The 12,733-nt window shown below is 66.2% G+C and carries 10 protein-coding genes; 3 read left to right on the top strand and 7 right to left on the bottom strand.

Features of this window, described 5'->3' with window-relative positions; translation table 11 throughout:
- Positions 1-14: 14 nt before the first annotated feature.
- Positions 15-992 carry a YihY/virulence factor BrkB family protein gene (locus ACEQX1_RS02800; protein WP_370195748.1) on the top strand — a complete coding sequence of 326 codons (978 nt, stop codon included), beginning with the start codon at positions 15-17 and terminating at the stop codon, positions 990-992.
- A gap of 10 nt (positions 993-1,002) precedes the next feature.
- On the opposite strand, the gene ACEQX1_RS02795 is transcribed toward ACEQX1_RS02800, so the two are convergent.
- Together ACEQX1_RS02795 and ACEQX1_RS02790 are read right to left on the bottom strand one after the other, a co-directional pair.
- Positions 1,003-2,238 carry an acyltransferase family protein gene (locus ACEQX1_RS02795; protein ID WP_370196485.1) on the bottom strand — a complete coding sequence of 412 codons (1,236 nt, stop codon included), beginning with the start codon at positions 2,236-2,238 and terminating at the stop codon, positions 1,003-1,005.
- Between the two features lie 146 nt (positions 2,239-2,384).
- The gene (locus ACEQX1_RS02790; RefSeq protein WP_370194081.1) at positions 2,385-2,726 is read right to left on the bottom strand and encodes a hypothetical protein; all 342 of its coding nucleotides are present in this window, start codon (positions 2,724-2,726) and stop codon (positions 2,385-2,387) included.
- Positions 2,727-3,067: 341 nt separating this feature from the next.
- Here ACEQX1_RS02790 and ACEQX1_RS02785 point away from each other — a divergent pair, with 341 nt between their 5' ends.
- The gene (locus ACEQX1_RS02785) at positions 3,068-5,506 is read left to right on the top strand and encodes a M10 family metallopeptidase C-terminal domain-containing protein (RefSeq protein WP_370196484.1); all 2,439 of its coding nucleotides are present in this window, start codon (positions 3,068-3,070) and stop codon (positions 5,504-5,506) included.
- A gap of 153 nt (positions 5,507-5,659) precedes the next feature.
- Here the strand turns inward: ACEQX1_RS02785 and ACEQX1_RS02780 are convergent, their stop codons facing one another.
- A complete protein-coding gene (locus ACEQX1_RS02780) occupies positions 5,660-6,979 on the bottom strand; it encodes an HlyD family type I secretion periplasmic adaptor subunit (RefSeq protein WP_370194083.1) in 1,320 nt (439 codons plus the stop codon).
- Positions 6,980-7,046: 67 nt separating this feature from the next.
- Positions 7,047-8,756, bottom strand: coding sequence for a type I secretion system permease/ATPase (locus ACEQX1_RS02775; protein WP_370196483.1), 1,710 nt, complete (start codon positions 8,754-8,756; stop codon positions 7,047-7,049).
- Between ACEQX1_RS02775 and ACEQX1_RS02770 the strand changes: the two genes are divergently transcribed.
- A complete protein-coding gene (locus ACEQX1_RS02770) occupies positions 8,755-8,913 on the top strand; it encodes a hypothetical protein (RefSeq protein WP_370194085.1) in 159 nt (52 codons plus the stop codon). The genes ACEQX1_RS02775 and ACEQX1_RS02770 overlap by 2 nt on opposite strands.
- 122 nt (positions 8,914-9,035) lie before the next feature.
- Here ACEQX1_RS02770 and ACEQX1_RS02765 read toward each other — a convergent pair whose 3' ends face one another.
- The 3 genes from ACEQX1_RS02765 to ACEQX1_RS02755 are packed head-to-tail and all read right to left on the bottom strand — an operon-like array spanning position 9,036 to position 12,681.
- Positions 9,036-9,791 (bottom strand): hypothetical protein, encoded by a 756-nt coding sequence (locus tag ACEQX1_RS02765; RefSeq protein ID WP_370194086.1) that lies wholly within the window; start codon positions 9,789-9,791, stop codon positions 9,036-9,038.
- 9 nt (positions 9,792-9,800) lie between these two features.
- On the bottom strand, positions 9,801-10,649 hold the full coding sequence (locus ACEQX1_RS02760; protein WP_370194087.1) for a hypothetical protein: 849 nt from the start codon (positions 10,647-10,649) through the stop codon (positions 9,801-9,803).
- Between the two features lie 28 nt (positions 10,650-10,677).
- Complete coding sequence (locus ACEQX1_RS02755; protein ID WP_370194088.1) at positions 10,678-12,681, bottom strand: TIGR04372 family glycosyltransferase; 2,004 nt, start codon at positions 12,679-12,681, stop codon at positions 10,678-10,680.
- Between the last annotated feature and the right edge of the window lie 52 nt (positions 12,682-12,733).

The following is a 12,733-nucleotide window of genomic DNA, read 5'->3' as shown; positions in this document are numbered from 1 at the left end:
GCGAGAGCGGCTGAATGGACGCAAAGGCCGAAAACGAAACCGCGCGCGACAAGCGCCGGCCAAACGGAGTCCTGAGCGAGCATCCCGAGGATCTCCTCTTCGGCTCGGGCTGGCGGGCGGTCTGGGCGGTGCTGCGGGAAGCCATCCTGCGCCTGTGGAACGACGACGCCATGGGGCTGGCCGGCAACATCGCCTTCCGCGCCGTCCTCGCCATCTTTCCGTTCCTGATCTTCGCCAGTTCGCTGACCGCCTTCATCGGCAATCGCGAAATGGCCGACGGCCTCGTCACCTTCCTGATCGCCATCGTCCCGCCGGCCCTGGCCGAGCCGCTGGTGTCGGAGGTGATGAACATCGTCACCATACGGCGGGGCGGGGTGCTCAGCGTCGGCGTTCTCCTGACGATCTGGTTCGCCATCGGCGGCGTCGACGGTGTCCGTGTCGGCCTGAACCGCGCCTACGACATCCGCGAGACCCGCTCGACCATCGTCCTCTATCTGCTGCAGGTGCTGACCGTCGTCCTGACCGGGCTGGTGCTCGTCGTCGTCGGCTATCTGCTGGTCCTGGCGCCGCGCGCCGGATCGTTCCTGCACCAGCTGATGCCGGGCTTCCAGCCGTCCTCGGTGACGCCGAGCCTGGTGCGCTATCCCGCGACCGCGGCGATCCTGACGACGGCTCTGTTCGTCGCCCATGTCTTCCTGCCGGCGCGGCGCTCGCGCTTCAGCAACATGTGGCCGGGCATCCTGTTCACCCTCTGCGCCTGGTCGGCGCTGGTGGCGGCCTTCTCGGTCTATATCGGCCAGTTCGCCAATTACGCCAGCTACTATGCCGGCCTCGCGGGCATCATCGCGGCGCTGTACTTCCTGTATCTGGCCGCCCTGGTGCTGATCTTCGGCGGCGAGCTCAACCGCGCCATCCGCATCCGCCGCCTCGCCCACGCCCTGCGCCGTGACCGGCGGGACGGAGGGGCCACAAAGCCGCCGCAGGCGGAGTAGGGCATGCGCGTCAGGCGGGGTTGTCGCCCGGCTGACGGTTCCCCCCGAGGCCGCGCGGCCAGACCGGCTCGCGCCGCGCCAGCCGTTTGCCCAGCGCGATGCCCGGCCGCTCGACGGCGACGTAGCAGACGATCGCCCAGAACAGCATGCCCGGCAGGAACACCACCGGCAGATACCAGAAGGGCATCGGTTCGAACTGGCCGAAGAACTCGAGATTCTGGGTGAGCACACGCCAATCCGGATAGTTCGCCTGCAGAAAGAACAGATGCGTGACGTAAAGGCTGTAGGACACCATGCCGAACAGGCGGAGCGGATAGGCCTCGAGGAATCGGCCGACCGCCGGCAGGTGGGGCGTCGCGACGAGGACGAGGAAACAGCCAAGGCCAAGGAGGAGGCCCGCGTCGTCGTCGCGCGGCACCGTTAGCCCAACCAGCGAGGTCACATCGGCCATTCTTTGCGGCATCAGCATGTAGAAGATACCGACGATCAGGCCGCTGACGAAGGTCGCCGTGGCCCATCGGACCGGCAGCCGCGATGTCAGTTCCGACGCCAGCACACCGATCATGAAGAAGCGCCAGATGCCGAAATTGCGCTCCGGGTGATCGGCCAGGACGAAGGCGACGATCGCCAGGAGCGCGAAGAGCGCCAGGTGCCTGCGTCCCGCCACCACGGCGATGAGCGGCATCAGGGCGTAGAACAGGAGCTCGTGATAGAGGCTCCAGGCCACCGGATTGGCGTATCCCGGCCACCACAGGACGCGGAACATGAACAGGTCGGCAAAGAAGGAGCGCATGGGGAGCGCCGTCGCCCCGTAGATGCCCATTGCCGCACAGAGCAACACGCCGACAGCGTAGACGGGCCAGATCCGGAACACTCGCCGGATGGCGTAGGCCCGCAAATCCTCCGCCGTGCGGATGGCGAGGGCCGATCGGCTGATCAGGAAGCCGCTGAGGACGCAGAAGACCGGCACCGCGGCGGCGCCCCGGGCCATGGGCGGGAACGCACCCTGCGACGCCTGGAAGAGCGGGCTGGCGAACCACCACATATGTCCGAGCGCGACCAGCAGGCTGGCAAAGCCGCGATAGGCGTCCAGTCCTTCCAGATGCAGGTGCTGGGCTCCGCCGGTCCGTTTCGGCAGCGGCATGGCGCGCTCACGGATCTCGGGGAAGGCGAGCGCCAGAAGGATTGCGTAGAACCCGATCGCGGAGACGGTCGCGAGCGGGTTCACCGATAAATGATGCCACATTCAGAAGGGGTTCCGTCGAAGATCGCCACTCTTCCTCGAACCCTTTCGAGGGATCGAGTCAATCCTGGCGGCACCCGCCTTGCCTGATGGGGAGGCGTCTGTGGCCGGCCGGCAACCACTGTCGCTGACGCGCGCGGATGCGGCCGTCAGTTCGGGGAAGGCGGGGTCTGCGGATTGGCCTCGGCGCGCTGCTTCAGCATGGCCTCTGCGCGAAGCGCGAGGGGGTGGCCGGGAAAGCGGGCCGCGAACTGGCGCAGGGCGTCGTCGCTGCCCTTGGCGAGGGTCAGGTCGAATTCGCGGCGGATGAGCTGCTCCTGCCCCTCTTCGAAATCGGCGCGCGGCGGCGGCATGGCGTTTCGGGGCCCGTCATTCTGTGCCTTCATCATCTTTTCCTCGATTGCGCCGGGGGGCGGGCCGGCAATGGCTACCGAAACGATGACTGCGCAGCCGCACAGCGCCACGCCGATGGACCTGCTCGCATGTGTCATGGCCCGATCCTCCGCAGACCACCGGGTACCGCCTCTTTGCGGACTGTGCGCATGCGGCACGCGCTCCGAACGCCGGCCCGTGTCGGGTCCGGCCGGCGGTCATCTCCAGGCAATACTGGTCTCCTAGAACCGTGTGACCGGATGCCGCTCTCGAATGGTATCAAGGGATTAACTAGCATCGATCAGACAGGCGGACAATTCGCGCGGCAGGATTGAGTTGAGGTAAGGGAAAGAGGGGTTCATGTTGCCTCGCAACCCTCGACCCCCGCAGACTCTGAGCAAGCGCGCTTGCGCGCGACAGCAATGTCTGCATGGTGCAGCGGCGAAACCGGGAGGCAGCAATGGCCAGGAATTTTCTCGCGGATGGCGCCGATCTCGGCGATCTGACAGGTGGCCTCTCGAGCGGTTCTGCAGGCGCATCGGTGCCGATCGCGGCGGATCTCGGAACGCCCGAACGCGCCCATGGCATCGTCGTGCCCGACAGCGTCAGTGCGCCGTCCTTCGGCCTGAGCGCGATCATCCAGCAATTGCGCACCCAGTGGACGCCGGCTACGCCCTTCGAAGGCTATACCTACGACTGGTCCCAGGTCGGTGCGAGCGGCACGGTCGAATACTTCATCGGCGGCACGCCGCTGGCCAACGGCTCCCCCGAGATCAGCGGCTTGCAGACGATGACCGCGCTGATGCAGTCCCGGGCCGCGCTGGCCTTCGAGCTCTGGGACGAGCTGATCAACATCAATCTCACCCGCAGCTTCGCGGCCGCCAGCACCCAGATCCAGTTCGAATATTCGAACAACACCGGCGGCGGCACCTATGCCAGCTTCGACAGCGTGTCCTATGCCGGCACCAACCAGTATGGGAACAATGACTACAACATGAACCGGGTCGAGATCTGGGCGGACAGCACCTGGAACTCGCACGATACCGACGCCGACATGTATTTCGGCGGCTACGGCTTCCAGACCTATCTGCATGAGATCGGGCACGCGCTCGGCCTGTCGCATCCCGGCACCTACAATGCCGGCAGCGGCGGCTCCATAACCTACGCGGCGAATGCCGAATATGCCGAGGATCAGCGCAAATATACGATCATGTCGTATTTCGGCGCCTACAATCCCTTCACCGACGCCTGGACGACGGGCCCGGCCTATTCGAACTATTACTATTCCTCGACGCCGATGATCGACGACATCTCGGCGATCCAGGCGATCTACGGCGCCGACCTGACGACGCGCACCGGGAACACGACCTACGGCTACAATTCCAATGCAGGGCGCGACGTCTTCGACTTCACCACCTACGGGACCGGCGTGCCGATCTTCGCCATCTGGGATGCCGGCGGCAACGACACGATCGACGTCAGCGGCTATGGCGGCAACCAGTTCATCAATCTGTCGGCCGGCACCTATTCCAACGTTCTCGGCTACAACGAGAACATCGCCATCGCCCGCAACGTGATGATCGAGAACGCCACCGGCGGCGCGGGCAACGACACGCTCTGGGGCAATCTGGCGAACAACGTGCTGGTCGGCGGTGCGGGCGCCGATTCCATGGCCGGCGGCGGCGGCGACGACACCTACTCCGTCGACAATGCCGGCGACGCGGTGCAGGAGGGCTTCGGCCTCGGCAGCGACGTCGTCTACGCGTCGATCAACTACACGTTGACCGACAATGTCGAGAGCCTCGTCCTGACCGGCGGATCCAACCTCTTCGGGACCGGCAACGGGCTCGCCAACTACATCTTCGGCAATACGGGCAACAACGTCATCAACGGCGCGGGCGGCACGGACGTGATGGTGGGCGCCGCGGGCGACGACACCTACGGCGTCGACAATGGCGGCGACGCCATCGTCGAGAATGCCGGCGAGGGCAACGACGTCGTCTACATCACCGTCTCCTACGACCTGCCCGAGAATGTCGAGTCGCTGGTCATGCAGGGCACGGGCGATCTGGCGTCGAACGGCAACGGGCTGTCGAACTACATGTTCGGCAATGTCGGCAACAACTACATCAACGGCGCCGGCGGCAACGACGTGATGGTCGGCGGAGCCGGCAATGACGCCTATTCGGTCGACACGGCCGGCGATGCCGTGTCCGAGAATGGCGGCGAGGGCTTCGACACGATCTACACGTCGGTGTCCTACGACATGCCGGAATATGTCGAGTCCCTCATCATGACCGGGACCGGCGACCTCGCCACCAACGGCAATGGCGAGCGCAATTATATCTACGGCAATCCCGGCAACAACTACATCAACGGCGCCGGCGGCGACGACGTGATGGTCGGGGGGGCCGGCAACGACACCTATTCGGTGGATTCCAGCTCGGACGGCATCATCGAGCAGGCGGGCGGCGGCGACGATTCCGTCTATGCCAGCATCGACTTCTACCTGCCCGAGGAGATCGAGACCCTGCTGCTGACCGGCTCGGCGGTGCAGGGCTTCGGCAATTCCGGCAACAACCAGCTCTTCGGCAATGCCGGCGTGAACGTCCTGTTCGGCCGCGGCGGCAGCGACTATCTGGTCGGCGGCGGCGGCGACGACATCTTCGTCGTGACGGCCGAAACGGGAACGGTGGACATCATCGGCGATTTCGCCGGGGCAGGCGTCGCCGGCGGCGACCGCATGTCCTTCGGCGGCTTCGGTGCGGGTGCGACCGTCACGCAGGTCAGCCAGACCAGCTTCCAGGTGGCCAGTGCCGACGGGTCCGTCGTCCAGCAGTTCATCCTGCAGGGCCATGACGGAACGGCGCTGGATTCCTCGGACTATTACTTCGCCTGAGGCGCAACCCGGCGCGCATGTCTGAAGAGACGAGACGCGGCAGGCTGCGGAGACCGGTGATGGCCGGTGCCCGCAGCCTTCGCTTTGTCGATTATGTGCTCTGTCTTCGGAGTGCGGCGGGCCGATGCGTCCGGCGCGCGGCAGCGGCGTCGCTCAGTCCTCGCGCAGGGCGCGGCGGAAACTGTCGCGGACGGGCTGTGCGAGATATTCGAATGGCGTGCGTTCGCCGGTGACGACCAGCACCTCCGCCGGCATGCCCGGATAGAGCCGGACATCTTCGAGAATCTCCAGCTGCTTCGGGGTGAACTGGATCTCCGCCAGATAATAATCGGCGCCCGTGCGCTCCTCGGTCAGCGCGTCGGCCGAGACCGACACGACCTCGCCGATGAGGATCGGCAGTCGCTGCTGCTTGTAGGAGGTGAGCTTCACCTCGGCCGGAAGGCCCGGATGCACGGTGTCGATGTCGAGCGGCGAGATCTGTGCCTCGATCACCATCTCGTCGTCCACCGGCACCAGATCCATGATCGGCTCGCCCGGTCGCACGACGCCGCCCGGCGTGACGTTGCGGATGCTGACGATGCGGCCGTCCTGCGGCGCCAGGATGTCGGTGCGGTCGCGCACGTCGCTGGCGGCGCGCAGCCGGTCCTGCAGTTCGGCCAGCTTGGTCTGGGCGTCGCGCAGTTCCGCGGCGATCTCGGCGGCCCGCTGGTTGCGCAGGTCCACCATCTGCAATTCCGCCTCGCCGATCGACTGCTCGGCGCGGGCGGCAAGGCCGAGCTGTTCGCCGCGGTCGCCTTCCACCTTGGCCAGTTCCCGCTCCAGCGACAGCATGCGCGACCGCGTCTCGAAGCCGCGCTTGGCGAGATCGCGAACACCGTCGAGCTCGTCTGTCAGCATCGCCATCTGACGCTCAGCGGCGTTCTGCTGGGCCTGATAGGCCTCGATCTCGGAGCGTAGGGCGCTGATCTTCTTGGCCAGCAGCTCCATCTGGCCGTCGAGGCTGGTCTTGCGGCTTTCGAAGATCTGCGTCTGGCCATCGATGATGGCGCCGATGGAGAGGTCGTCCTTCTGGTCGAGAATGTCCTGCGGAAACGCGATCGCGTCGCGGCCATCGCGCTCGGCGACGAGCCGCGCCACCTGCGCGCGCAGCGACTGGACCTGGCCGGCAACGAGCGCCGACATCGAATCGGCCTGGACATCGTCGAGCCGCACCAGCAATTGCCCCGCCTCCACGACCTCGCCTTCGCTGACCAGGATCTCGCGGATGATGCCGCCTTCCAGATGCTGGATGGTCTTGCGATAGCTTTCGACCCGGACCCGGCCGGGCGCATTGGCGGCGCTGGAGATCGGTGCGACGACCGCCCAGGCCGCGAAGCCGCCGAAGAAGATCGACACGGCGGTCACGCCGATGAGCATCGGCCCGAAGAGGCGAGGGCGATTGGGGGCCGGACGCTGGAATCCCTGACTGTTCATCGCTTCTGGTCTCTCTTCCTGCATTCGCGGAGCCGAGCCGCTTCCCCGTGCCGGACCGTCATATCGGTCACGGCTGGTTCGAGGCCGGCATCGTCGTATTGCGCGGACCCGCCTGCTGGACCTTGGCGCCGCCCGCGGCAGCGGCGGCAGGGGGCTGCGGCGCAGCAGCGCCGGCTGCCGGCTGCGCCGGGCGCAGGAGCCGGGCATAGACCTCCTGCCGGGGGCCGAAGGCCTCCACCTGTCCGTCGCGCAGCAGCAGCATCTTCTCCACATGCTGCACGAGGGCCGGGCGATGGGTGACCACGATCACCGTCGTGCCGGCCGCCTTCATCGTCGCCATGGCCTGGGCCAGCGCGAACTCGCCGTCGCTGTCGAGATTGGAGTTCGGCTCGTCCAGCACCACCACGCGCGGCTTGCCGTAGACGGCGCGGGCCAGTGCGATGCGCTGGCGCTGTCCGCCCGAAAGCTGCTGCCCGCCTTCGCCGAGTTCGGTCTCATAGCCATGCGGCAACCGCACGATCATGTCGTGGACATTGGCCATCCGCGCCGCTTCCACCACGGCCTCGGGTTTGAAGTCGCGCAGCCGGGCGATGTTCTGCGCCACCGTGCCGGAAAACAGTTCGACGTCCTGGGGCAGATAGCCGAGGAAATCGCCGACCTGGTCCCGGTCCCAGCTGAAGATGTCGGCGCCGTCGATCCGCACCACGCCGCGCACCGGCGAGATCGCCCCGACGAGAATCCGCGACAGGGTCGACTTGCCGGCGCCCGAGGGGCCGACGATGGCGAGCGCTTCGCCCGCCGCGATCTGGAAGGACACGCCGCGCAGGATCGGCGGGGCCGCCGGATCGAGGGCGAAGGCGACGTTCTCGCAGGACACTTCGCCCTTCGGCATGGGCAGCGGCATGGCTTCGGGCCGGTACGCCTTCTCGGTGGTGAAGGGCTTCAGGCGGGCGACCGCGGCGCGCACCGAGACGATGCTCTTCCAGGCGCCGATCCCCTGTTCGATCGGGGCGAGGGCCCGCGACAACAGGATCGAGGCGGCGATGATCGCGCCGGGGGTCACCTCCTGCTGCAGGACGAGCCAGGCGCCGAGGCCGAGGCCGAGGCTCTGGACCGCCAGCCGGACGAACTTGGTGAGCGAGGACAGAAGCGTCGAGCGTCGCAGGATCAGCGTCTGCAATTCCAGCATTTCGCCGTTCCGCTCGGCCCAGCGCCGCGCCAGCGCGGAGCGCATGCCCATGGCCTCGACGACCTCGGCATTGCGGCTCGACGCTTCCAGATCGCGCCGGGCCCGCATGCCGACCTCGCCGACATTGCGGATCGCGTCCCGCGTCGCATATTCGCCGATGGTCGTCAGGACGAGCAGCAGGATGGCCGAAGCGACCGCCAGATGCCCGAAATAGGGGTGCAGCGTATAGGCGGCGGCGATGAAGATCAGCGTCCACGGCAGATCGAACAGCGCCATGGCGCCGGGGCTGGAGACGAAGCTGCGGATGACCGAGAGGTCGCCGACGGCTTCCGGCCCGTAGGACCGGCCGCGCAGCCGGCCCTGTAGCGCCCGCTCGAAGATCTGCGGCGACAGGCGGTGATCGAGCCAGGTGCCGATGGAGGCCATGACGCGGCCGCGGGCAAGATCGATGAAGCCGAGAATGGCGAGGGCGAAGATGACGATCAGCGTCAGATACAGCAGCGTGTCGACACTGCGGCTCGACAGCACCCGGTCATAGACCTGGATCATGTAGAGCGGCGCGGTCAGCATCAGAAGGTTCATGAACATGCTGAAGATCGCCACGGCAATGAAGCCGGTGCGGCAGCTCTTCAATGCGGTGCCGATGCTGAAGACCGGTTTTTCCGAGCCGCTCCGCATGTTCTTGTTGGAAGCCACGGTCAAGGGTATCTGCCACCAATCTTGTCGTCAGGGAGAAATTAGCTAAGGCCAAAGGCCGTCGCGAGTAAAGCGCAGGAGAGAACATACCCGGGCTGTCGCTCTGCGTCGTTAACGCGCAAGCTTCCTCTCGGGCATCGGGGCGGTCGTGGGACCGGATATCCGGCATGGTCATGGCAAAGGCGGGCGATCGAACTGGAAGGTGAGCGACAGCGTCGGTTCGTCCGCCGACGTCGCGCCGGCGCCGCGGTAGCCGAGCAGGGCCTCGCCGTCGACGGCGCGAAGCCCCAGAAGCGCTGGGCTGCGTGCGACGGCCTGGGAGAGCAGCGACAGGGCGCGGGCACTCGCCCGGTTCTCCGCCTCAGGACCGGCCTCCGGCCCAGGTCGGGCGATGACGAGGCCGCGGTCGAGGCGGGCTCCGCCATAGGCGGCGCAGTCGGTGGTCGCGGCGGCCGGGCCGCCCGGCGCAAGACAGGGCAGCTCGGCGCTCAGTGCGGCGGAAAGCCCTGCGGCCAGGCGCGCATCAGCGGCTGTGTCCGGGGCTCCGGCATCGGCTGCGCGCGACGCGTCGTCGGCGATATCGAGGCGTCCCGTTGCGGGATCGGCAATGGCCGCAATGCCGGCGTCCGACAGGTGCCGGGCAAGGCGTTCGAGGAGGGTGTTGAGAGCGGCGTCCGCGATCCGGCGCGGCTCCAGCACCCGTTGCTCGATCTGGCGAGCGGCGTCCAGCTCGGTCTGGATCCGCTGGATCTCGGCGCTGGCTTCGGTCGCTTCGGTGAAATCGTCCCGGGAGACGAGGTTCACCGATGCCAGCAATACGACGAGGATGAAGACGACGCCGGCCATCATGTCGACCATCGGGATGAAATAGCCGTGGCTGTCGGACAGATCGCCCGAATCCGGCTCCCACATGTCGGTCTCGCTCATCGCCGCGCCTCAGGCCGCGCTGGCCGGCACAGGGGTGCCACCAGACGTTACCGGGGTCAATGCTCCGGCGTGAGCGGCCGTGCCGGCGACGGCGGCGGAGGCCGGTAGCGCCTGCTCGAGCAGGAACTGGATCTCCATCAGTTCCGACTGGATATCTTCCAGAAGCGCGCGCTGGCTCCAGGACAGGAGCAGCGACAGGCCGATGCCGGTGATCGAGGTCATGAACTTGAAGGTCGCCGCATGCAGGAGCTGGACGAGGGCCTGTCGCGACTCCGCCAGATCGGTGGACATCATGCTGCGGCTGGCGAAATAGATGCCGGCGACGAGCCCCATGAAGGTGAAGACGAGGCCGATCCCGACGAAATCATTGGGCAGGCCGAAATAGACCCGCAGGCGCAGATCGCGCTCCAGCGCATGCATACTGAAATAGGCCTGCGGTCGTACCCGCGAGACGTAGGCGCCATCGGGTCCGCGCACCAGCGTGCGCCGGTAGAGCGTCCAGCCGCGGGCGAGATTGGGCGATGCGCCCATGATCTCGTCGAGCCGGGCCAGGAGATCTGCCGGCCGGGTGTCGGTGAGCGCATGCAGGCGGGAGGCGGTGATCCGCAGGTCGCGCCGCGCCGGTGCCAGCCGTCGGCGCCAGAAATAAAGGAACAGTGCCGTCGCCGCGACGACCATCGCCAGACACAGGAGAATGGCCGTCGCCGGCGAATTGAAGATGTCGAGATAGACCTGCGCAAACGGGATGAGCAGCGCCTTGACCTGCGGCCAGGCATCGAGCTGCGTCGTTGCGCCGAGGCGCATCAGCACCGCCAGCGCGGCGATGCCGACGATCAGCTTCAGGCCACGGCTCTGCATGTGTTCAGCCTTTCAACGACCGGTGGCCTCAATGGGCCGTGCCGGCATATGCGGTGGTCGAAAGGCCCGGGCGGTCCGTCGGCGCGCCGTCGTCCGGTGCGGCTGCGGGGAAGGTGGCGAACACTTCGGGATGACGCTCGAGGAACGGGATGACCGGTCGCGCGGCCCCGAACATCGGGCTGTTGGCCTGCATTTCCTCGCGATACCGCCGCATCAGCGGATGCGCGTCGATCTCCTCGCGGGTCAGGATGCCGTCGAGGATGTCGAGCTTGTAGCGCACGGCCTCGGTGATGTCCTCGGCCGAGTTCGCAAGCGCTTCCAGACCGTTGCGGCGCATCACCTGACTGTTGATCAGGTAGCCCTGCATCGGCATGGCGAACACCTTGCTGAACGGCACGATCTGCTTGCTGTGGATGTCGCGGACGGTCTTCACGACGAAATCGGTATCGTCCGACCAGAGCTGCCAGTCGTTGGAGATGGCGTTGACCAGCACCATGGGCGTGCCGAAGGAGAGGCACGCGGTGGTCAGACCGGACGTCGTGCCGATGACGAAACGGCTGGTGGCGCAGAAGAAGATGTCGACGTCGGGCGATTTGTACTTGCTGTGGGCGTAGTCGATCACCCCGTCCATCGGCGGCAGCGGACGCATCGACTTGTCGCCGAGGCGGATCACGTAGCCGCCCCGCCGGACGATCTCGCGGACCGCCGGCATGTAGTCCTCGATCCGGGAATTGCGGTGGGTGCTGATCGAGCCACTGCCTTCGCCGTAATAGCCGCCCTCGCGCACATGCAGGCCGACATACCAGGCGCCCTCGGGAACGCCGAGCTTGGCCAGCGCCTTTTCGCCGGCCTTGCGGCTTTCGTCGCTGACGCTGAGCAGCGGTTCGCGCTTCTCCTCGGCCCAGCGGATATGGGCGCGGGCGGCGGCACGGGTCCAGGGCTCGGCAAGGCCGTCGGCGCCGGGATAGGCCATGAAATTGTCGCCGACCAGCCGCTGATAGGGGAAGAGCTCGTTGACCAGATCCTCGTCGCGCACGACGATGAAGTGCTTTTCCCAATAGGTCAGGTACTGCTCGTTGACGACCTTGTCCTTCGGCGCGAGCACGACGTAATTGGCGTCGGGATACATGCCGAGCCGCGCCATCTTCAGATAGCTGTCGAGCAGCGCGATGTGGCCGAACTGGGTGACCCATTCATAGGGCAGGATGCGGATCGGCTTGGCCGGATCAAACAGATCGTAGCGCACCTGGAACTCGGCCCGGAGCTTGGCCGGCAGGGGATGCTGGCGTTTCCACCGACGCTGGAAATCCAGCATCTGCTGGTAGCAGCGGAAGCTGGTGTCGAAATCGCCGAGCAGGAAGAAATCCTCGGCGAGCTGGCCGAAATTGTCATAGATCATGAGCGCGCCGGCACGGCGCAGCTCCCAATCCTTGGGCTTGTAGTTCTGGACGTCGTAACGGCCGGCATAGTTCTGGTGCGCCATCACCGTCGAGGGTGCGAGACTGATCCCGTGCTTGAACCAGGAGGCCGCCTCGGCGAGGTTGCCGAGCAGGAGATGGGCCCGGCCGAGCATGCGATGGTCGGAGTGGCTGCCACCGTTGAGAGCATTGGCTCGCTCAAGGAAGTAAAGGGCCGTGCGCGGACGGTTCGTGTAGAGGAAAGCCACGCCGACGATATGCGCGAGATAGTGGTTGTCGATCTTGTCGCCATAGTCGAATTCGCGGGCGATGCGCTCGTACTGGCGCGTGTGCAGCAGGGCCTGAAAGTAGACGAAGGCAGTGGGAAACCGCTTGTCCTTGATATGCGGACGAAAGCTGAGATTGAGCAGGCGCGCCAACATCAGGGTGTTGTTGTGGTTGCCGGCGGTCATCTGGGCCGTCAGCATAGTGACCATGGTGAAGTTCAGCAGTTCCAGGACGCGGCCGGACACAAGCGGAATCTGCCGGTCGACGATGTTCTGCGCCGTCGCAAGGACCCGCCGCGCGCGTGTCCAGTCCTCGTTCGTGCTGCGCCCGTTGACGACCTTGGTCATCAAGGCCTTGATCTGGCGCCGTTGGTTGTAGAGTCGGGCAGCGACGACTTGT

This window comes from Aurantimonas sp., from assembly GCF_964217435.1.
Classification (GTDB): domain Bacteria; phylum Pseudomonadota; class Alphaproteobacteria; order Rhizobiales; family Rhizobiaceae; genus Aurantimonas; species Aurantimonas coralicida.
This window is presented reverse-complemented; position numbering and strand designations above follow the sequence as displayed.